Below are 22,323 nucleotides of genomic sequence, written 5' to 3'. Positions count from 1 at the left end.
TACATACATTCATGATTTTCACATGACATATAGCGAATAAAGGAGGAACCCATATGAAAATCGCCCTTGTCCAAATGGACGTACAAATTGGAGAACCTGAAGTGAATTTTAAAAAAGCAGAAGCGTTTTTAGAAGAAGCAGTCCGCGAGCAGCCTGATCTGATCATTTTACCCGAAATGTGGAATACCGGCTACGCCCTTGAACAAGCCGAGCAGCTTGCAGATATAAACGGTGAACGCACAAAGCAGCTCTTCTCCTCCTTTGCCCGCAACCACCAAGTGTATCTCATCGCAGGAAGTGTATTAAATAAACGGACAGAAGATGAACACATTACCAACACAATGTATGTTTTTAACCGCCAAGGTGAGCTTTTGTTAGATTATGATAAAATTCATTTATTCCGCTTAATGGATGAGCACAACTATTTAACCGCTGGTGATCAGCTTGGTTTATTTGACTATGGTGAAGATGTAACAATTGGTGCGATGATTTGCTATGACCTCCGCTTCCCGCAGCTTTCCAGAACACTTGTGAACAAAGGAGCGAAGGTGCTTGTCAATACGGCGCAATGGCCGTCAGCAAGAGTGGACCATTGGCGCAGCCTGCTCATCGCAAGAGCGATTGAAAACCAGTCATTTATGATTGCTGTTAACAGAACAGGCACAAGCAGAGACACGGCATTCCCTGGACACTCTATGGTGATTGATCCACTCGGCCGCATCCTGCTTGAAACAAAAGATGACGAAGATATTTATTATGCGGAAATTGATCTTCAGCTAGTGGATGAAGTCAGACAGCAAATTCCGGTTATGACGGATCAGCGTCTGGACTTATATTAAACAGCAGGGTGCTCCCCTGCTGTTTGCGTTTAATTAAACGTTTGTTTAAGCTTCCCCTTGGTTCTGATAAAGGTCCATGAAGGCTTGAGCGGCTTTCGTTAAATACCTTTCTTCAACATATGCAAACACAAGTGTTCGGGTTGGGCATGAATCAATGTTTAAATAAATAACTTGGTTCCTATCCTCTTGTGCCACCATTTTCGGCACAACGGTCACACCTAGTTCGTTTTTGACCAATGCCTGTGCTGTTTGAATATGACTTGTTTCAAAAGCCGCTTTTGGCTGAAAACCGTGATAACGGCACAGTTCCATGACCACATGCCGAAAACCGTATCCCTCTTTCAGCATAATAAATGGGATACCTTCAAGAAGTTGAAAGGGAACCATTTCTTTTTGCCCTGCTTGCTTGATGATCTCGTTCAATTCCTCTGATAACCAAGGCTGAGCAGCTTGTGGAACTGCAAGAAGGAGCGGCTCTGTCAGCATTTGTTTCGTTTTCAATGATTCATGCTCGACAGGCATAGATAAAATAGCCAAATCCAGTTTTCCGGCCAATAGACGTTTTTCGAGCTCACGAGGAGACTCTTCTATCAGTTGAACGCGAACATGAGGATACGTTTGACAAAAGGTTTTTAATAAACCGGGCAAGACATATCCCCCTGTGACTGCTGGCGCTCCAATGTTCAGCTCTCTCCCGATTTCATAAGCTGCTTCTCCCATTTCACGCAGCAAATCATCTCTTTCCTTCAAAATATTCTCAGCCCTTTTAATGAATCGTCTCCCTTGAGGTGTGGGCGTTACTTGTCCATAATTTCGAATAAATAGCGGTGTGTCTAATTCCTCTTCCAGCTTCTTCATTTGCTGGCTTAAAGAAGGCTGTGCAATATGAAGTTGATCCGCTGCTTTTGTAAAACTTTGCTGCCGGTACACTTCAATGACATATTCCATCATTCGTATATCCACATTCATCACCTCATAGGTTTTAACTATCCATGTCATATCTTTTATGTCTTAGACAAATAACAGAAGGAATTCTACGATAAAGAGACCACAAAGGGGGAAAAGAAATGAATCCATATGCTAAAGCCGAGAACCAATTTTCACAAAATGCCGAGAACTATCGAGATTCACCTATATTTGCAGCCGGAGAAGAGCTGGAATGGATGAAAACAACAGCAAATGCGAAGGGACATGAGCATTTACTTGATATTGGCTGCGCGGCAGGACATACCGTTTTTTCCTTTTCAGACGTTATCTCTAAAGGGGTCGGCATTGATGTCACGCAAAAAATGATCGAGATTGCAGCAGCACTAGCGGAAGAACGCCACCTGAACCACATTACTTTTGAGCAGGCAGCCGCAGAAGCATTGCCCTTCTCTGATGAATCATTTGATTTAGTGACGTGCCGATTTGCTGCTCACCACTTTCCAAACCTTCCGCCAGCCATGTCTGAAATCAGCCGAGTCTTAAAAAAAGGCGGCCAATTTCTGCTCGTCGACCATTATGCACCTGAAAACCCTGCACAGGATTCATTTATTAATCACTTAAATAGACTGAGAGACCCTTCTCATGTGCGGGAAAGCTCGTTATCAGAATGGAAAGAGCTTTTCGATGACAACCAATTGACTCAGAAAGAGATTGGTTACTGGGATCTGCATATTGATTATCAGGACTGGATTATACGCGGACGCACGCCAGAGAATATTCAAAAGGAGATCGTTTCCCACCTTCAAGCCGCAGACCCTGACACAAAGCAGCTGTTTCAGCTTCAATTCGATGCACAGCATCAGCCCATTTCCTTCTGTTTAAAAGCTGCACTGCTTCAAGGAATTAAGCATTAAACTGATAGAAAAAGTCTACCATCGCCGGTAGACTTTTTTAATCTTCACTGTTTCACAGGTGGCTTTTCATGTTCGTGACACGTCTCTCTTCACGACTAGATTATGTTTCTATTATATGATAAATGAACGAAGATAGGTGAGGCATTTTAGATCCTCTGAATAAAAAAAGAACCTACCCTCTTTGGAATAAGTTCTTTACTGCATGCGTAACTTACGGTGCAATATCCTCTAATACTTTCTCGCGCGTTTCGATCATTTTAAAAGCAAGAATTGCTCCCACTACCGTCACACTTGCAAAAAGAATAAAAATAGTTGAAACACCGCTTACCTCTAAAATAAAACCTATCATAATAGGAGCGATCGCTGAGGCCAGTCTAAGCCACGATGTAGCAAATGCCGTTCCAATCACCCTCATACGTGTCGGATAAATTTCAGGTGTATATAGATAGAGGAGAACTGTAATTGTCCCCATCATTCCGTAAGCAGCAGACCCTAAATAGATGACGCTTTCTGGTGAAGTCGCTCCGCTGATCCATAAAGCCGTTAATAAAACACCTGTTAATACAAATGCAATGGTTGCCCAGCGCTTCCGTCCCACTTTATCAATTAAAAATGCACAAGCAAATACCCCTATGGTCTGTAAAATATTTGTGAGAGATGCTGCCCTTAATGAATCTCCGACTGGCAAATGGTAAACAGTATTATAAAGACTCGGTAACCAGTTATTTAAACCATTCGATACAAAGTAGGCAGAAAACCATAGTCCCCATACGACCAATGTTCTTTTACGGTAAAAAGTTGAAAATAGCTCTTTCCAGTCGCCTTTTTCAGTACTGCTGGATACTTGATTTGCGACAGGCATTCGTTTGTCAGTACTAGCTTCAATTTCTTCAATAATTCTTTCGGCTTCATCTAACCTGCCTTTCGAAATAAGCCACCTTGGCGATTCACGCAGCATGAAAAAGAATCCAAAGACGATTAAACCTCCAATGCCTCCAATCAAGAACATCCATTTCCACCCAAAGCTAGGTACAACAAATGCACCAATTTGAGCTGAGATCATTAATCCTAATGGAAAAATCATCTCATAAAGCATAAAAAATCTGCCTCTTCCTTGGGCTCGGGACAACTCATTAATATATGAGGCTGCTACCGGCACCTCTCCTCCAACTCCAATCCCTTGTATAAAGCGGAAAATAAAAAGGGCCATAAAATTACCTGAAAATACACATGCGATACTCATAATAGACATGAGGAACACCGTCCACTTTGCACTAAATACACGGCCGCGCCTTTCTGCTAACCACCCAAAGAAAATAGCACCAATCGCTTGTCCTATATAACCAGACCCAATAAGAAGGCCAATTTGAGCAGGTGATAAATTCCACATGCCGATGAGGACCGGGAGAACAAACGCTAAAGATAGCGCATCAAAAGCATCAAAAAAGGTAGCAGATCCCATAATGATCCGAGGTTTTAAATGCCACCTCGAAAAAGGTACACTTTCCATCCTGGTCAATAGTTGTGAAGCTCTATCAACAACTTGCCCACCTTGAGAATTTGAATTTCCGCTGAGTTCTAACGTCATGGTATCTCCTCCTTATTAGAGGAAATGATGCAAAAGTACATGCCGAAGAGCGCTGAAGAAATCGCTTACATTTTAAATCTAGCTGAAATTCTGTAGCGTTCATACGAGTTTTCAGCATCTATCAAATCTTTTTTGGCGTTCCCGTGGTGCCCCGATCTATATAATACATAGGGAAGATATGCTCCATCGCCTCTAACTGTTCTCCTTCTAATAACTGTGTTAGTAAAGAAACAGCTTTTCTTCCCATTCCAACTAAATCAACATGAACAGAAGATAAAGAAGGGGTTAGGAAACTTGCAATGGGCACATCATCGGCACCAACGACAGACAAATCATGAGGTATTGACACATTTGCGTTTTCTGCCGCTTTCATGACCCCTATCGCCAAAAAATCTGAAGAGCAAACAACTCCAGTCATGTGCTGGTTTCCTTGGAGAAATCGAGAAACCACTTCTACTACTTTTCCCCCATCAAATTCATCTAACTCAAACACAAGCTCTTTGTTCAATGTTAATCCTAAACGTTTCAGTGTGCGCTCATACCCCTTGTAATACCTCACACTATGCATCGAACTCATTGGACCATTGACCAGCCCAATGGTTCGATGACCTTTATCAAATAAGGCCGTTACAGATTGACAAACACCTTCTTCATCATCTGGCCTGACACATGGAAATGGTGAATCCTCTAAGTAACTTCCGACAACGATAATGGGAATAGCCAAACTTTTTAGCCAATCCATGCTCAATTCTTCATTTCTTGGAGAAAATAAAATGGCACCATCTACAGCCTGCGTCTCAAGTAACCGCTGCTGCTGCACAGATGTAAATGACATCAGCATATTGAATTCGGTCTCATCTAATTCCTTCGCTATGCCGTCTAAAATCGTTGAAAAAAATGGATTATTCAAAATATATGAACCGCGGGGAACCACTACAGCGATATTCCCAGTCTTTCTTTTCACGAGCCCTCTCGCTCCTAAATTAGGGCGGTAGCCTAACTCATCAATCACTTGTTTGATTCTTTCAGCCGTTTGAGCGCCTACTCCTGGTTTTCCACTTAATACTCGGGAAACAGAGGCTATAGACACTCCTGCTTTCAATGCGACATCTTTAATACTTACTGACACATTTCATACCTCCGGGAGTCTGTTGTTTTATACCCTATTATAACCTGACTCACCTTCATCATGAAATCAATGGTCTGTTATCTACTGACGTTTTCCTTAAGCAAACCAACACTTTGAAGGCCTTGGCGAATCTCTTCTTTTTCCTTTTGAGTTAAAGGTAATACCGGCTTTCTAGCAAGCGAACTGCTGATCAAACCTCTCTGGAACATCGCTTCCTTCATTCGCAGATGAGAGGTAGAGGAAGGTTCATCCATTTTATATACAGCATGCTTTAATTCAAAGATTCTATCGTACACTTTATTAGCTGCTGCAAGGTCTTGTTTTTCCACACATTTCACAAGTTCAGCGATCAAATCTGGCACAAAACAGCCGAAACCGACAAGCGCCCCATCAATCCCTTGAACTAATGTTGGCAATAAATATTCATCGTGACATGTGAGCAGCGATACATCTGGTGCATGCTTTTTCAGTGCGCGCACATCGACTTCATATTGTGCCATGTCTCTTTGACCAATTTTGAATGAGACAACATTTTCAATTTCCGACATTTCTAGTAATTGATTCGTTGTATATGAGGTTTTTGTCCACGTTGGATATTGATGGACGATGATTGAAATGTCAATCGCTTCTGCAACATCTTTAAAGAATTGGACAGGTGATTCAGGCTGCATACCGAATCTCAGCCATGAATGCGGCGGCATGAGAAGGATACCTTCTCCGCCAGCTTCTTGAACTGCTTTTGCATGCTGGATCGCTTCAATTGTCCCTTCAGCTGATACCCCGGAAATGACAGGTACTTCCCCTTTTAATTCGTCGGCTGCAATACGCACAGCCTCAGCTCGTTCATGTGGCAGCAAAGTCATAATCTCGCCCGTATGTCCATTGACAACAATCCCGTTAATTCCTTCGTGCTCCGCCACCCAGCGAACAAGCTTACGAAAAGCAGGTTCATCAATTGAATAGTCATCTTTAAAAGGAATTAAGACCGCCGGGAATACACCGCTCCATTTTTCTTTATTTTTCATCAACAAATTCCTCCCCATTCGATTATAGTAAACGTTTACCGTAAGCGTTTACGTAAACAATCATAGAATGTCCTCACGGAAGATGTCAACATTATTTTTTTAAGATTATCATAATTCAAAAAACTCTTATTAAAATTTAGATACTATTTTATTTTTCCGAAAAAGAAAATGATCTATATCAAAAAACTCATCATCATGAATTGATTGAAGGAGGATCACCGCTTTTTCCAAACGGCTGCACACCAAAAAAAGGATAAATACATTTTGGTTGTCAAAGCATCATCATATGTACGAAGGAAAAGAATTCAATAGAAAAAAAGTCTACCCTCAACGGTAGACTTTTTTTATTTCGAATATAAATCCCAGCCAAGCTTGAGTGTGTCCACAATATAATTGGCGACTTCCTCAGCCTCTAAATGATCTGTTTCCACTCTTGAGTTATGAAGAGAATAAATCTCCCGGCGCTCTTCAAACAGCTCTTTCATCTCATCAAGCGTCCGGTTGTGAAGAACAGGGCGGTTTTCGATTAAAATATCAAGCCGCTGCTTCCAATTCTCCCACGATAGATCAAGGAAAAGAACGGTACAATGCTTCAAGCAGGCGCGTTTGATTTCTTCCTGTTTGAATGCACCGCCTCCAAGGGAAACGATCTTGAGCTGTGTATGTTCACATAAATCGACGATATAATCCTTTTCAGCCTGCCTGAAGAATGCTTCTCCTTTTTGCTGAAACATCTCTGGAATCGTCATGTTGTACTTTTTCTCAATCTCCTGATCGACATCAATAAAATCTCTATATAGCTTTTTGGCAACCAGCTGCCCAATGGTTGTTTTCCCAACACCCATAAAGCCAATGAGGACAATATTCCGCTGTCTTACAGGAATTTCTCTATTGATTTTCATGGTCGTGACACGTCCTCCCTACGACAAGGAATGCTACATAATGTTTCTATTATATGATAAATGGAGCGCGAAAAGATAGGCAATCTTAAAAATTGTGTTTGACGACGTAGCCGAGCTGTTCAGAAAGCCGCTGTGCCTGTTCTTTCACTTTTTGCTGCAGCTGAGGAATGACTTCTTCAGTAAACCGATGGGTTGGACCAGATATGGATAAACAGGCTTTCACTTCACCATGAATGTTAAAGATTGGTGCCGCTACTGCCGCAGATCCTACCTCGCGTTCATCGATGCTGCAAGAAGTATATGTGTCAAGAATATGTTTACGTTCCTTTTGCCAGTCACCCTTCATCACATGATCAGCCTCATACGCTAATACTTTTTGTTGAAATTCTTCACTTTGAAATGCCAATAATACCTTTCCGCCTGCACCTGCGTACAATGGCAGCTTTTCACCAATCTTGACAAGATGCCGAATCGATTGCAGCCCTTCCGCTTGTTCAATACAAACCCTGCTTGTTGAATCCAGTACATACAGGTTGACGGTTTCCTTTGTTTCATCACGAAGTGAGTACATGAGTGGCTTAGCCAGTTCCCTCAATTTAATGGACTTCCCTGCAATGTATCCGAGGAGATAAAGCCTTTGACCCAATCGGTATTTCATTGTTTCTTGATTCTTCTCCACAAAATGATTCATTTCAAGTGCCTTGAGCAGTCTCGTTGTCGTAGACATTGCTAAATTCATCTCTTTTGAAATATCCGTTAGCGTCAGCTCTTGACGTTCTTCACTAAAACAATAAAGAATATCCAAAGCACGCTGAACTGTACGCAGTCCTGATTCTTCTTTTGACTTTTTATCAGCCATATTCACTTTCTCCTTTTCCCCTTTGATTTCTTATCGACATCAACGATCGATTTTGCTATAATCCATTTTAAACGTTCCACTAAAAGAAAACAAATTCCACCAGACAGAATAAAATCAATTGAAGATATTTGATGGAGGAGATATTTGAATGTACCTGCTCGTTTTTACACTGCTTATCAGTCTATATATAGTTCATCAACTATTTCCTGCTCTCATACTCTCCTATTTTGTTGGTCTGCTGGCCGCTGCTTCGCTCACCATTTCTTTTAAGAAAGCAAGCGGGCTTTATTTGAAAACAGGTGCTGTATTTCTCATCATTGGGTTGTTCTTATTCTTCTTATCCGGCCAGCCATTGCACACGTTTTTTCTTCACTTTCATTCCATGCTGGGCTTGCTTTCTCTCTTTTTCATGCTGCCTTTTATTCATTCTCTCATACATGTTGGACATTTCGATACACAATTAAATAAACTGCTCACACTGCATACAACGAGCTCAAATCAGCTTTATCGCAAGAGTTCATTTGTCACTCATATACTCGGCATGTTTTTAAATATCGCGACGATTCCTTTACTATATACATCGCTCAAACCGTCGCTCGAATCCCTAAAAGAACAAGTGAAACAACATCTTTATACACGCAACCTCTTAAGGTCATATGCATTATGTTTAAGCTGGAGTCCTGTTGAAGTGCTGGTAAGCGTCACCATTGATGCAACCAAACTAAAATATTATCAAATTGCACCTATTACTTTTGGTTTAATGGTCGTTGTGCTGGCGATAGATTGGATGCTTTTTTCTCGTCAAAGCAAACGATTACCAAACATCATTCAGTCTTCAGAAACAAACGCCAATCCTCATCGAATTAAGCGAAAAACCCTTCAGCTCGCTTTCATGCTGCTAGGTTTTATGACAGTCGTCTCACTTGTCGATGCATGGATTGGGAAAGGCTATTTATTCGCTGTAGTACTGACGATTATTCCATTTGCTCTATTATTCTCTTCTGTTATCAAAAAAAGAAAACAGTATATCGCTGTCTCTGTGCCTCATTGGAAAGAAAGAACCCGTCAGCTCTCCAACTATATGTGTCTATTTTTAAGTGCAGGCTTCTTTGTCGATATGCTCCTTGCGACAAACAGTATGCAGCCGATTCAAGCATTTATTGTCAGTATATCAGACCATGCCATTTGGGTTTATTGTGTCATTGGGTTGTATTTTCTGATCACTGCCCTTTGCGGCTTTCACCCGCTCGTCTCACTTGCTTTGTTAGTCAGCATGATGGCACCAGTCATCCATGAACTGCCTGCTCTTCCCATTGCCATCATGCTGATCGTTGCTGGCACATCGACTGTTATGTTTAGTCCTTTTAATGTTTCTGTCTCCCTATTAGCTGATTTGATGAAGGTCAACCCTTACCGTATCACTCGCTGGAATATATGGTTTGCCAGCCTTTATATCAGCATGGGTATCGCATGTGCAGCGATCATCACCGTTATCTTTTATACATAAAAAAGAGAACTCATCCTTGAGTTCTCTTTTCAGATTGTTGACAAAGGGCTAAAATGATGTTGATTTTAGCCCTTTGTCTTCTTTTCAGCGTGATAGAAAACCTTTGAAGTCTAGGAAGGACGAGCACGGGCGCGGAGCGAATTTAACATTCGTGAGCACCAGCACGCAGGACTGACAACGAATGCAAGGGTTTGTCTACACGCTGAAAAGAGAACTCACCCTTGAGTTCTCTTTTGCTTTCTCTCTATGGTTTTAATTGAATACGTTCAATTTTACCTACGATAAAGATGTACGACAATGCCCCGCCTAAAGCAACTAAACTGACGAATAAAATTCCTCCATTGTAAGAGCCTGTCGCCGACACGATGAATCCGATAATCAGCGGAGTGATGATCCCAGCTAAATTAGCAAAAAAGTTAAATACGCCGCCAGCCAGCCCAACCATTTCCCGCGGTGCCACCTCAGACAGCATCGTCCAAGAGATATTAGACAATCCTTGCGCAAATGAAGCGATGGATAAAATGGTCAGCACAAGCGGGATATTTGTTGTAAAGTTTGCTAAAACAATGGTACTCGTCATCAGCAAGCCAACCACTACTGGCAGCTTTCTCGCTACATTCACTGATACGCCCTTTTTAAGCAGCCAATCAGACACATAACCTCCAAACAAGACCCCAAAGAATGCAGCAATATAAGGAAGAGAAGCAGCAAAACCTACCTTGAGAAACGCCATATTTTTCGCCTCTGCCAAATAGGTCGGAAACCATGTTAAAAAGAAAAAAAGGGTAGACGCAACAGAGAATTGGCCAATATAAAGCCCGATCAATTTACGATATTTTAGAAGGGCGGCAAAGTCTGCCCATTTCAGCTTCTCCTGTGATGCGACTGTCAGCCCATCGCCTTGCCGGATTAATCCTAACTCATCTTCATTTATCTTCGGATGCTCTTTCGGTTCGTGATAATACTTGTACCAAAAGAAAGCAAATATGATACCGAGCGCACCTGCCGTAATGAAGACGGTTCTCCAATCGAAAGTCGTCATGATCCAAAATAGAAGAGGTGTCGCAAATGCAAGACCCACATACTCTCCAGCAGTATAAACACCTGTTGCAAAAGCCCGTTCCCGCCTTGGAAACCATGTGGTAACAATACGGTTATTTGCAGGAAAAGCGGGAGATTCTGTAATCCCAATAAACAAACGGCAGCCGAATAAAAAGGCAAAGCTGTTCGCAAACGCCTGTAAGCATGTGAAAATAGACCAAGTAACGAGTGATATCCCATACGTTACCTTTGAGCCAAATTTATCGAGAATAAAACCGCCTGGTATTTGCATCGCTGTATATGTCCAGCTAAATGCTGAAAAAATCAAGCCTAATAAGGCAGGATTTAATTGCAATGAAGATTGAATTGCAGGAGCAACAATGGATACACTGGCTCGATCAATATAATTAATAGCGGTAATAAAAAACAACAGAATCAATATGCCAAAACGGGCTTTCGTTGGTTTCACATATGCGGGCTGCAATTCATTCCCCTTCAGTTCTGAATGCACTTTCATAACCATCCTCCTTTGTTTCCGCAGCGTGCGGTTCGGTTGAGCGTATTAAATTACCCCTTTTTCTTCTAACTGCTTACACTCTTCTTCTGTTAAGCCAAGCATATTTGTTAAAATTTCATAATTATGTTCGCCTAAATCAGGTGCAATGTGACGGATACTTCCAGGTGTTTTTTCAAACTTTGGAATGATCCCAGGCACCTTCACTTTTCCAAGACGAGGGTGATGCACCTCGACGATATTCTCTCGTGCTTTAAATTGCGGATGCTCAAAAATATCCCGAATACTTAAGATTGGGCTCACAGGAACACCGTGTTTATCTAAAATTTCTAATACGTCATCCCTTGTTTTCGACGCGATCCATTCAGAGACGATCGCATCCATTTCTTTGTTATGCCTCAGCCTGGATGCATTGACCGCGAATTTTTCATTCTCTAGTAAATCTAATCGATTCATCGCCTCTGCCAATCGATTGAAGGTCGAATCTGTACTCGTCACAAGAACCAAATAATGACCATCCTTTGTCTCATAGGTGCCGGCAGGGCTTGAATGTCCGCTCAGCCCCGGTGAACGCTCACGCACCTTCCCAAGCTTGTCATATTCTGCAACCAAAAACTCTAACATACGAAACACAGATTCATAGAGGGCCAAATCCACCATTTGCCCAGTTCCTTCTGGATGTGTATCCCTGTAATACATCGCTGTCACAGTAGCAAACGCCACATAGATGCCAGCAATATAATCAGTGAGAGAAAAGGAAGGGCTGACTGGATGCCGGTCTGGAAACCCTTGAATATATGTAAAGCCGCTAAACGCCGTCGCTGGTGTTCCAAATCCGGCTTTGTCCTTAAACGGGCCCGTTTGACCATAACCCGATACACGAATCATAATTAAACGAGGGTTGATTTCTTTTAACACATCGTACCCAACGCCCCATTTTTCCAGTGTTCCAGGGCGGAAATTTTCAATCAGCACATCGACCTGGCCCGCAAGTTTTTTAAAAATGTCTTTTGCTTCGTCTTTGTGCAAATCCAGTGTAAGGGATTTCTTATTCCGTGAGAGACCAGACCATCTAAGTGGTTCCCCATCTGCAAAAGGGCCGACATGCCGCAGCGTATCGCCTTTGCCAGGAATCTCGACTTTGATGACCTCTGCTCCAAAATCCCCTAGAAGCACCGCGCCATAGGGTGCAGCAATCATCGTAGAGACGTCTAATATTTTTATTCCTTCGAGCGGTGTATTCATATTCATTGCTTGACTCCCTTTCATTCAAGTGATGAAGGGCTAAAATCATTCCTAATTTTAGCCCTTTTCATCTTTCTGATTGACCCGGAAAGCCTTGATGATTCAAAAAGAGGGCTTACCGGTGCAGGTTTTTAATCCTTTGGAAGCTGCCCTTGCGGTGTGTAGAGCCAAATGAGCCATAAAGGTTCATCTCCTGTATTCACATGCTGGTGCGGGACACCGTCAGGAATGAACATAAAATCATTTTGTTTAAAGGACTGCCTTTCTCCATCACAAATGACTTCGCCAGATCCTTTAATCACAAAATCAAATTCCTCTGAACCCGGGTGATTGTGCACTGAACTTGCTTCCCCTGGTTCAAAAATGGTGAGACCCGCCATCATATGTTCTGAACCAACTGTATCCGGTGTAATGGTTTGAAATACCTTTCGAACCATTTGCTCCTCTGGACGATCTAAGCCTAACCATAATGGGTTCCCATCTTGAAACGGATTCAATACTTTAATTTTCATTGTTAATTCCTCCCTCATTCTGATTAATTCACGCTGACATGTGAGCGCTTTGAATTTGGTGAATAAATGTCATTAATATTCCAATGTCCATCCGTAGGAACAGGATCATTTTTCATTGCTACATCAATAACGCAAGGCTCCTGAGAAGCAATGGCTTCAGCTAAAGCTTCTTTGAATTCAGAAGCAGAGGTGATTTTAATCCCCTTCATTCCATAACCTCTCGCAATGGCAGCAAAATCCGGTGAATAGCTTTCTCCATCTTTTCTAAAAACAGTGCCGTACGTCGTTTCATAGTGCGCCATTTGCAAGCCGGCTATTGTGCCAAATGCACTGTTATTCATCACAATCCACACAACAGGAATGTTCTCTTCAACGGCTGTTGCGAGAACGGATGGATTTTGACCGAAGCCGCCGTCTCCAACGAGTGACACAACAACACGGTCAGGCTGGGCAATCTTTGCCCCAAGTGCGGCAGGGGCTCCAAATCCCATCGTTGCAAAGCCGCCTGGCGTTAAAATGGTTCCTGGCGTCAACACAGGAAATTGCTGTCCAACCCCATTTTTGTTCCAGCCAACATCCGTTGTAATAAACGCATCTGGCGGCAATACTTCCCGCACTTCCTGCAAAATACGCTGCGGCTTCATTGGGAAGGATTCATCTTGAACATTCGTCAGATTGCTAGCCTGAAAATCCTTACGATATGCCGCAATTTCCTTTTTCAATTCAGGACGATTCAGCCCTTTTGGCAGCCTTTCTCTCGCCACTCGATTGAGTACAGTCAAGGCTTGCTTAAGATCGGCTACCGCTCCAATTTCAACAGGGTAGTTACGGCCAATTTCATTCGGATCTATGTCGATATGAATGAGCTTGGTTGATTGGAAATTGAACGTATACTCCGATTCCCACGAGCTCGCATCAGCTTCAGCAAAACGAGTGCCTAAAGCCAATATATAATCCGCCTCTTTGCACTGATCATTGATAAATTTCGTCCCCCAAAACCCTGTCATTCCAAGGGTCATTGGGTGATCATCCGGCATGGCTCCTTTCCCCATTAAAGAATGGGCGACAGGGATACTTAGATGGTCAGAAAAAGCCTTTAGTTCTTCAGCTGCATCAGCTAATAAAATGCCTCCCCCAACATATAAGAGCGGTCTTTCTGCCTGCAGCAATCGATCTAATATCCGATTGGCCGTTTGATCATCAATAGAAGGTTTTTCAATGGTGTGTGTATGATGGTTGATTTGTTCAAACAGGGACACATCTAGGTCTTTTGAGAACACATCCATTGGAACAGAAATAAGCACCGGGCCAGGACGGCCGCTTTCAGCTAACTGAAATGCTTTTGATAAAATCTCTGGAAATAATTCTGGAATATCGACTCGCCATGCTCTTTTCACAAACGGCCGGTAAATTTCGTATTGAGAGGCATCGGAATGAAGATTGATTTCTTGGTGTGGGTGCTTTCCGTAATAGTGACTTGGGACATCTCCTGCAATAACAACCATTGGAATGGAATCAAGTGCTGCATTCGCTACCCCTGTTGCGGCATTGGTGAGTCCAGGTCCTAGATGACTGAGAACAACAGCCGTCTGTTTCTTCGCCCGCGCATAACCATCTGCTGCATGTGCCGCTATCTGTTCATGTCTGACATTTACAAATTGAATCGAGCTTTTTTCAAGCGCTGATAAAAAAGCAATATTCGTATGACCACAGAGGCCGAAAATATGCTCGACTCCCCGATTTTCTAAGTACTGAATAACCTGTGTAGAAATATTCTTCTTCATGTTTCTCTCCTCTCACGGTGCAGCTATGAATCTGCTACTCACTTATTCTTTGAAAACACAATAGATAGAACATTGTTCAAATCCTGTATCGCCACTTGCCCGGGAGCTGAGCTTTCTTTCCCTACAGCAAAGGTCATCACAGAACCAAAAAGCCCGCCAATCATTCTTGTAAAAGCCCCGTATTCCGCCATTGCCATGGAAATAACGGGAATTGACAGCTGCTTTTTCGCATGGCTGGTCGCCGAGAGCAGTGTTAATGCATCGTCATAGGAATGCGGCATCACTGCGATCTTTGCGATGTCGGCGCCGACTGATTCTGCATTGACGAATAGCTGCACGAGGCGATCCACCTCAGGGGTGCGATCGAAATCGTGATACGACACAATCAAGGTAACGCCATGTCTTTTAGCTGCCTGACTGACTTGCTGTATATGTGTCACATCATGCATGAATTCATAATCAACGGCGTCCACAAGCTGTGTGGAACAAAGTTCGGCAAGCAGAGAAACCTTCTCAGATTCTGAGAGTGATATCCTTTCGCCTCCCTCCTTTTCAGAACGAATGGTGAATAAAAATGGGATGCCCTTTGCCTTTTCTACCATTCCCTTAAGGGTTTCTATCACTTGATCCTTGTCATGAAGGTGATGAAAAAAATCCGCCCGCCACTCTATCACATCAGGCTTCTTCTCTGTTAACACCTCTATCTCATGAAACAATTCTTCCTTTGTTTGTCCGATGAGCGGCGTACAAATCATTGGCTGACCGCCTGCCTGCACACTTTTTACCTTTTGCTGAAATGCATTCACATCCATACGCCCCTTTCACAGACCATTTGGAAGCACGACCATTTTGGTTTCGGTCATCTCCTCGATGGCGAAACGCGGACCTTCTCTTCCAAGGCCACTTCGTTTAATCCCGCCATAAGGCCAATGATCCAGTCTAAAATTCGATGTCCCATTGATGACAACGCCGCCAGTTTCAAGCTCTTTTGCTGCGTGTAATGCCACATCCAGCTGATTCGTAAAGATCCCTGCCTGCAAACCATATCGGCTATCATTTGCTTCTTTAATTGCCTCCTCCAGCTCCTCATAAGGGAGAATGCTGACAACTGGGCCGAACACTTCCTCACAGACGACCTTGGCCTGTTTCGGAGGGTTTAGCAAAATAGCCGGTGTGATGCTCGCTCCATTTCTTTTCCCCCCGCATAAAAGCTGGGCACCCATGCTCTCTGCCTCTTGTATCCATGCCTCAACACGCTGTGCGGCCTGTACATCGACCATACAGCCGATATCACTCTCACTGGACAGCGGATCTCCAACAACAAGCTGCTCTACTTTTTGTTTTAATACCTCAGTAAACAACGGCATCATTTCCTGGTGGACATAAATTCTTTGAACAGAAATACAGCTTTGACCGGAATTACTAAAGCCTGTTTTGGCACACATGGATGCGGCTTGTTCAATATCTGCATCGTGATGAACAATCGTCGCTCCATTCCCTCCGAGTTCAAGCAGTACCTTTTTTAATCCCGCAGAGGTTGTAATGTGTTCGCCTCCGGCAGCCCCGCCGGTAAAAGAGATGAGATTCGTTCTATCATCAGTGACTAACTGTTTCCCGGCGTCGACCCCGCCAATCACAAGCTGCAAACCAGCCTCAGGAAATCCTGCTTCGAGAAGGAGTTCGACAAACGCTGTGGCAACAGCTGATGTTTGCGGTGCAGGCTTCAAAATGATGACATTCCCTCCCGCAAAGGCCGGACCGACTTTGTGACAAATTAAGTTGAGCGGTGCATTAAAAGGGGTAATCGCCAGCACAACTCCGACTGGTACTTTAAATGTCATGGCCATTGCTCCCTGTCCGCGCGATGATACATTGCCAGGAATGGTCTCACCTATTAATCGATTCGCTTCTTCCGCCGATTGCGCCAGCGTCTCGATTGACCGCGAAACTTCATCTCTTGTATTTTTAAGCGGTTTGCCTAATTCTAGCGAAATCAGTTTTGCAAAATGGTCTTTTTGTTCTTCAAGCAAGGTGGCTGCTTTTGTTAGAAGCTTTGAGCGTTCGATTGCCGATATTCCCGCTATTTGTTTTTTAGCATGCTGCGCACTAGAAAGTGCCTGTTCTATGTCTTCTGATGAGGCGAGATAGGATGTACCGATCCTTTCTCCTGAGTAAGGATTGATGATATCTGTTTTCACACGACCGGTATCCAGCCACTCGCCGTTTATATATGACAACGCTCTCAAACTACTCAAATTTTCTCTCCCTCCTTCAAGTGCCGCGTTCCATGTCCTGCATAACGAACCAATCTTTCTTCATTCGGACAAGGTCCTTTCACGAGGGCTCCCTTTGTCAGCTCCTCATATGCATGCGCCACGATGCCCATTCCTCTGGATAAGGAAAAAATGCCTTTTGCTGCTTCTGCTGGAATGTTTAATTCACATTGGATGGCAGCAGATACACCATCTATATTCATCGTGATTTTCTTCCCTTTCAGTTGTTCAAGCTCATGCCTAATCGCTTCGGCTAACCGTAAATATGTGCCGCTGATAAGACCTTGCTGGACATGTTTGTGACTCAGCTCATATAGACGTCTCACCCTCGGATCATCATCATGAAGCTGATGGCCGATTCCCGGGATTTTTTCCTTGCGATTTAACCATGTTTGACACACTTGCTTTGCCGCAGAGTGTATATCCTTTTGATCATCGTAGATCGCTTTAGCCTCGTATAGCATGCGCATGGCCTTCTCTCCAGCTCCGCCATGAATGTCACCTAATAGATTCACCCCTGTTGCTACAGAGGAATTAAACGAAATGCCGCAAGTCACCGCCATTCTAGCTGCTGCAATAGATGGTGCTCTTGGTCCATGGTCCGCACCTGCGACAAGAACACTTTCAAAAAGAGCTGCTTTTGAATCATCCAATAATTCACCAACAAGCAGTAAATAGAGCATTTGTGGATAAGACAATTCACCAATCAGTTCTTCAATCGGATACCCTCGAATTTCAATTGAATTTTTTTGAATATGACTAATCTCAGTCTCCCACCAAGCGCCTCCCTCTTTGTAAATTTCCAGTGCACTTCGATTTTTCATTGTGTGAATCATTCCTTTAGCTTCTTATTTGGAGGTGAACCACCCCTTTATTCCATCCAGTGGAATCTAATTTCACTTTTCGGAATGTGGTTTCATTGTAAGCGCATTCTTTTTATTCGTCAATTATTTTTTCTGAAAATACTGTCAATAGGAGCGAAATTAAGTGAATCGAACTAATTATGTTTGCTTTTTTTGATCAAAAAAATTGATATTTAGTTAAATGGACTTAAGTAGATCGTTCTACTAATTTAATGAATTTTTGGTTATTTTGTCAAACTCAATTGAAATTCGACATAAAAAAAACTCTCCATCTGGAGAGGTCTCTGATTATTGACAAAGGGCTAAAATGATCTTTATTTTAGCCCTTTGTCTTCTTTTCAGCGTGATAGAAAACCTTTGCAGCCCTAGGAAGGATGAGTACCGGTTCGGAATGTGACATTCGTGAGCACCGGCATGCAGGCCTGACAACGAATGCGAGGGTTTGTCTACACGCTGAAACCTCTCCATCTTCTGGAGAGGTTTCTTTTTTATTTCCACCAGTCATCAAACATGGAAGCGGGTACTTGGCGTTTATGCTCTGATTGAACATAACGCTTTTCAATCGCTTCGGCGGCTTGATCTGACACTGGTTTTCCTTCTAAGTAATCATCAATTTCATTGTACGTAATGCCGAGTTCTGTTTCATCCGTTTGCTGAGGTTTATCATCCAGCAGATCGGCTGTTGGTTTCTTTAAATACAGGCGTTCCGGAGCTTCTAGGGCTTCTAAAAGCGCACGGCCTTGGCGTTTTGTCAAACCTGTTAGCGGAAGAACATCTGCACCGCCATCACCATACTTCGTGAAGAAGCCGGTTACTGCTTCAGCTGCATGATCTGTACCGATGACAAGCAATCCTTCCTCACCACCGACGGCATATTGCGCGATCATTCTCATGCGAGCTTTGACATTTCCTTTATTAAAGTCAGACAATGGGCCGCCAGTTTCCTTTTGATATTGATCACTGAATGCTGACACGGCAGGTGCAATATCATATTTCCACGACTTGTCTGGCTGAATAAATGATAGGGCGAGCTGTGCATCATCTTCATCCTGCTGCACACCATGCGGAAGGCGTACCGCAATAAAGACCGCATCCTCTTTTCCTTCTTGACGAAGCTCACTGACAGCAAGCTGTGCAAGACGTCCGGCAAGCGTTGAATCCTGCCCGCCGCTAATACCGAGAACAAATCCTTTTGCACCGGTTTTTTTCAAGTACTCTTTTAGAAATCCAACCCGTTTTTCGATCTCCTGCTTTGGGTCAATTGAGGGCTGCACATGCAACTCTTGGCTGATCTTTTTCTGCAAACTCATACACTTTTCCTCCTAAGCATCCTCTACATGAAGAGAACAGGTTTTACTCACAATTCATTGATTTAACAACGTTTTTTGAATCTTCATTATACCATGTTTTCATCAAGAACATTTTGTTAGACGTTCCCCTATTTCTTAGATGATCAAACATTCACAAGTGAAAAAGACCATGTCTTTATGGACTGGTCCTTTTCTTTTTTAATCAATTTCTACCCGTATAGATGTACAGCTTGATCCATTACACTTCCCAATATCAGCAGGACATGCAGACACGGCCACAATGAGATCCATTTCAGCCCGCAGGCGAATGTAGTCACCGGGCAGCGATTTTGGCAGCTCGACAGACAACTTTCCTTTTTCATCAATGACTGTATTCATAAAGGCATTAAAAGGATGGTACATATCCTCCTTTGGAATTCCAAAGGGCTCAAAGGCCGTCCGCAAATTGTCGTAGCATGTATGCATGACCTCTAAGTGCGTCCGGCCGTATAAAAGCTGATACATCTCTTGCCGGCAGGCGGGCATGTATAAATCATGGCATTCTACTGTATCTTCAATGATCGTAAACATCGGTTTATATAAATTAGAATAAAGCTTATCGCCTTTTTTCACTTTAGACGAGAACAAACTGTCCATCGTCGCACCTTGGTCAAATTTTTCATAAAAATCTTTTTCATGATAGGCCATCACATCTGCTACTTGCTGGCCTTCGACATCAACCACTCGCATACATTGGCCTTTTCCTAAACGAAAGCCGAGTCTACCCTTTGGTAAAATGACGTGTTCTCCGTTCATCACATGCACTCCTTTCCATGACAGTATGCCCAAAATGTCCCCTTGATCATGTATAAAAAAAAGAGGCGGTCACAAGCTAAAGTCATTGAAACAGAAAGGTGTTGCACTTGCATTGAAAGAAGAACAATCTTTATCTTGGTGGCAGCTTTCTCTCATCGGAGTCGGCTGTACAATTGGCACTGGTTTCTTCCTTGGTTCCAGCATCGCCATTACAAAATCCGGTTATTCCGTCTGCATTTCTTTTTTGCTTGCTGCGGTCGGAACGTATCTCGTCTTTAAACATTTAGCTGCGATGACAGCCGATAATCCTGATAAAGGGTCGTTTTGTTCCTATGCTCGTAAAGCATACGGACGCTGGGCAGGGTTTAGCAATGGCTGGGTGTATTGGTTTGCAGAAATGCTGATTACAGGAAGTCAGTTAACCGCCATTTCTCTATTTACCCGCCACTGGTTTCCTTCTGTTCTGCTTTGGGTGTTTTCTGCGATTTATTCCGCTCTTGCCCTGCTCGTGATTATCATTGGGCTTTCTTCTTTTCAAAAGACAGAAAATGTTCTTGCGGTACTGAAAACAGCGGCGATTTTTCTGTTTATGATTCTTGCGGTGCTTGTGTTATTCGGCATTTTGACAGAACATAAACCGACCCTGCATCTGCCTAACAAGGATCACGAATGGATGCCTCTTGGTCCGCTTGGTCTTTGGAATGGATTGATTTACGCATTTTATGCATTTGGGGGAATTGAAGTCATGGGGCTGATGGCGGTTCATTTAAAGGACCCGAAGGATGCGGCAAAGGCTGGACGTGTCATGCTGATCATTCTAGCAGTCATCTATATCGTCTCGATCGGACTTGCTCTCTTGCTTGTCCCAGTGACAGCCTTTAATGAGAACAGCAGTCCATTTATTACTTCATTAGAGCCGTTTCATTTATCGATCTTTCTTCATATCTTTAATGGCATTTTCATTATTGCTGGTTTTTCGACATTGGTTGCCTCTCTCTATGCGGTCACAACGCTGCTCGGCACAATGTCAGAGCATCAGGATGCACCTGCTTGCTTTAAACAAAAAGATCCATCGCATGTGAGATGGTCTTCGATTATCTTAACTGCTGCTGGCTTAATTGTCTCAATTTTGCTTGCACTCTTTTTGTCCAAACACATCTACGAGCATCTCACAACAGCAGCCGGTCTTACCCTGCTGTACACATGGATCTTTATTTTGTTCTCAAGTAAAAAGCTATCCAAGCCATCCACCCGCCAAACGTGCGAAATGATTCTTGCGCTGCTCTTAATTGGAGCCGCCGTTTCAGGCACATTAACAGAGGCAAGCGGACGACCTGGCTTTTTTATCAGCCTTGGGATCATTGCAGTGATTGCCATCATGGTGCTATTTATGAGGAAAAAGTGGAAGCAGGATCAGACCGCATCATAATTTCATCATGTTTTTTAATGCAGTAAATGGACATTTGGCGGAGGCTGGTTTCTCCGCCTCTTCATCTGGGAGAAAGTATTGCTTCCATTCATGATTGGCCGGATCACCGTACCATTTTAATGATGGATGAACACTGACCTCATCATATGCTTTGAGTCGCTTGCGAACGAGCTGGCTCATTTTTTGTCCAAACTTGGTCGATCCATTCAATTTCTCAAACACCCATCTAGGCTGAAACGCCATCAAGAGATAAGGGAAGTGGCGGCTTTTTCTGAGCTTATGAGCAGGTGTGGAACACAAAATAAAATACGCCTCACCATGGAAGCAATACTCCCACTCATGATGATGAGTATCTAACGGGATCTCCTCAGGCCACGGTTCTTCATCTTTATGATGCAGCCGTTGAAGCAGCGACCAAAACTGCTGCTCAAACTCTTCAAGCGAACTTTCCTTTAAGTCCTGCGGTGTTTCAAAAAAACAGATAAATGAAGCATATTGACCGGTTTCTTTCGCACAGCCTTGATATTCTCTCAGCAGCTGGGCTAATTCATCCACCGCTTCCTCTTTCCTCGGGTCACCAACAAACCCATAGCGTAAATGATCGAGAAAAAATCCCTGTCTTCCGGGTACACAAGGGAATGTATCGGCTTCATCTCCTACCATCTCGCCAAATTGTGTGAAAGCATCCTGCTTCCATTCTTCTAGTGATCGTAGATTTTGATCAAGGCAACTTTTTGCATACAGCTGGGCCATTTCTTTACACCTCGTTTTAGCGTCTTCTCCATAGCCTATGAGGTGCAAATGGCTGTGGTGACTGTCCTTCCACGACTTTCCTAGCGCATGACAGGATGGGGGTTCCATTCAAAT

At 43.2% G+C, this 22,323-nt stretch carries 20 protein-coding genes; 4 read left to right on the top strand and 16 right to left on the bottom strand.

Features of this window, described 5'->3' with window-relative positions; translation table 11 throughout:
- The first annotated feature begins 53 nt into the window (after window positions 1–53).
- A complete protein-coding gene (locus tag MHI08_RS01800) occupies window positions 54–839 on the top strand; it encodes a carbon-nitrogen family hydrolase (RefSeq protein ID WP_280149016.1) in 786 nt (261 codons plus the stop codon).
- Window positions 840–884: 45 nt separating this feature from the next.
- Here MHI08_RS01800 and MHI08_RS01795 read toward each other — a convergent pair whose 3' ends face one another.
- Window positions 885–1,790 carry a LysR substrate-binding domain-containing protein gene (locus MHI08_RS01795; RefSeq protein WP_342500184.1) on the bottom strand — a complete coding sequence of 302 codons (906 nt, stop codon included), beginning with the start codon at window positions 1,788–1,790 and terminating at the stop codon, window positions 885–887.
- Between the two features lie 116 nt (window positions 1,791–1,906).
- Between MHI08_RS01795 and MHI08_RS01790 the strand changes: the two genes are divergently transcribed.
- A complete protein-coding gene (locus MHI08_RS01790; protein WP_342499929.1) occupies window positions 1,907–2,680 on the top strand; it encodes a class I SAM-dependent methyltransferase in 774 nt (257 codons plus the stop codon).
- Window positions 2,681–2,891: 211 nt separating this feature from the next.
- Here MHI08_RS01790 and MHI08_RS01785 read toward each other — a convergent pair whose 3' ends face one another.
- From MHI08_RS01785 to MHI08_RS01765, 5 genes are all read right to left on the bottom strand, one after another.
- Window positions 2,892–4,268, bottom strand: a complete 1,377-nt coding sequence (locus tag MHI08_RS01785; RefSeq protein WP_342499928.1) for an MFS transporter — start codon at window positions 4,266–4,268, stop codon at window positions 2,892–2,894.
- A gap of 121 nt (window positions 4,269–4,389) precedes the next feature.
- Window positions 4,390–5,397, bottom strand: coding sequence for a LacI family DNA-binding transcriptional regulator (locus MHI08_RS01780; RefSeq protein WP_342499927.1), 1,008 nt, complete (start codon window positions 5,395–5,397; stop codon window positions 4,390–4,392).
- Window positions 5,398–5,474: 77 nt separating this feature from the next.
- Window positions 5,475–6,422, bottom strand: coding sequence for a dihydrodipicolinate synthase family protein (locus tag MHI08_RS01775; protein ID WP_056765053.1), 948 nt, complete (start codon window positions 6,420–6,422; stop codon window positions 5,475–5,477).
- Between the two features lie 344 nt (window positions 6,423–6,766).
- Window positions 6,767–7,324, bottom strand: coding sequence for a shikimate kinase (locus tag MHI08_RS01770; protein WP_003214270.1), 558 nt, complete (start codon window positions 7,322–7,324; stop codon window positions 6,767–6,769).
- Window positions 7,325–7,409: 85 nt separating this feature from the next.
- A complete protein-coding gene (locus tag MHI08_RS01765) occupies window positions 7,410–8,183 on the bottom strand; it encodes an IclR family transcriptional regulator (protein ID WP_149126016.1) in 774 nt (257 codons plus the stop codon).
- Between the two features lie 148 nt (window positions 8,184–8,331).
- Here MHI08_RS01765 and MHI08_RS01760 point away from each other — a divergent pair, with 148 nt between their 5' ends.
- Window positions 8,332–9,690, top strand: coding sequence for a hypothetical protein (locus MHI08_RS01760; protein ID WP_342499926.1), 1,359 nt, complete (start codon window positions 8,332–8,334; stop codon window positions 9,688–9,690).
- Window positions 9,691–9,934: 244 nt separating this feature from the next.
- Here the strand turns inward: MHI08_RS01760 and MHI08_RS01755 are convergent, their stop codons facing one another.
- From MHI08_RS01755 to MHI08_RS01715, 9 genes are all read right to left on the bottom strand, one after another.
- Complete coding sequence (locus MHI08_RS01755; RefSeq protein WP_056765044.1) at window positions 9,935–11,248, bottom strand: MFS transporter; 1,314 nt, start codon at window positions 11,246–11,248, stop codon at window positions 9,935–9,937.
- Between the two features lie 45 nt (window positions 11,249–11,293).
- A complete protein-coding gene (locus MHI08_RS01750) occupies window positions 11,294–12,496 on the bottom strand; it encodes a CoA transferase (RefSeq protein WP_080780824.1) in 1,203 nt (400 codons plus the stop codon).
- Window positions 12,497–12,621: 125 nt separating this feature from the next.
- A complete protein-coding gene (locus MHI08_RS01745; protein ID WP_024424330.1) occupies window positions 12,622–13,002 on the bottom strand; it encodes a cupin domain-containing protein in 381 nt (126 codons plus the stop codon).
- Between the two features lie 23 nt (window positions 13,003–13,025).
- The gene (locus MHI08_RS01740; RefSeq protein WP_056765041.1) at window positions 13,026–14,786 is read right to left on the bottom strand and encodes a thiamine pyrophosphate-binding protein; all 1,761 of its coding nucleotides are present in this window, start codon (window positions 14,784–14,786) and stop codon (window positions 13,026–13,028) included.
- A gap of 38 nt (window positions 14,787–14,824) precedes the next feature.
- The gene (gene aroD, locus MHI08_RS01735; protein WP_056765039.1) at window positions 14,825–15,598 is read right to left on the bottom strand and encodes a type I 3-dehydroquinate dehydratase; all 774 of its coding nucleotides are present in this window, start codon (window positions 15,596–15,598) and stop codon (window positions 14,825–14,827) included.
- Between the two features lie 9 nt (window positions 15,599–15,607).
- Complete coding sequence (locus MHI08_RS01730) at window positions 15,608–17,041, bottom strand: aldehyde dehydrogenase family protein (protein ID WP_056765034.1); 1,434 nt, start codon at window positions 17,039–17,041, stop codon at window positions 15,608–15,610.
- Window positions 17,038–17,895: a citryl-CoA lyase gene (locus tag MHI08_RS01725; protein ID WP_024427250.1), complete on the bottom strand. Its 858-nt coding sequence runs from the start codon at window positions 17,893–17,895 to the stop codon at window positions 17,038–17,040. The genes MHI08_RS01730 and MHI08_RS01725 overlap by 4 nt, the downstream gene beginning before the upstream one ends.
- Before the next feature lie 515 nt (window positions 17,896–18,410).
- Window positions 18,411–19,232 carry an ammonia-dependent NAD(+) synthetase gene (gene nadE / locus MHI08_RS01720; RefSeq protein WP_024424335.1) on the bottom strand — a complete coding sequence of 274 codons (822 nt, stop codon included), beginning with the start codon at window positions 19,230–19,232 and terminating at the stop codon, window positions 18,411–18,413.
- Window positions 19,233–19,430: 198 nt separating this feature from the next.
- Complete coding sequence (locus tag MHI08_RS01715; RefSeq protein WP_041088963.1) at window positions 19,431–20,027, bottom strand: urea carboxylase-associated family protein; 597 nt, start codon at window positions 20,025–20,027, stop codon at window positions 19,431–19,433.
- 85 nt (window positions 20,028–20,112) lie between these two features.
- Here MHI08_RS01715 and MHI08_RS01710 point away from each other — a divergent pair, with 85 nt between their 5' ends.
- Window positions 20,113–21,456, top strand: a complete 1,344-nt coding sequence (locus MHI08_RS01710) for an amino acid permease (protein ID WP_342499925.1) — start codon at window positions 20,113–20,115, stop codon at window positions 21,454–21,456.
- On the opposite strand, the gene MHI08_RS01705 is transcribed toward MHI08_RS01710, so the two are convergent.
- Entirely contained in the window at window positions 21,451–22,209 is a 759-nt protein-coding gene (locus MHI08_RS01705) for a YqcI/YcgG family protein (RefSeq protein ID WP_041106642.1), read from the bottom strand. The two genes, MHI08_RS01710 and MHI08_RS01705, sit on opposite strands and share 6 nt — an antisense overlap.
- Between the last annotated feature and the right edge of the window lie 114 nt (window positions 22,210–22,323).

Origin of the sequence: Bacillus sp. FSL M7-0791 (genome assembly GCF_038627085.1) — a bacterium.
Lineage (GTDB): Bacteria > Bacillota > Bacilli > Bacillales > Bacillaceae > Bacillus > Bacillus safensis.
The sequence above is the reverse complement of the archived record's forward strand: the minus strand, read 5'-3'. Positions and strand labels throughout refer to the sequence as shown.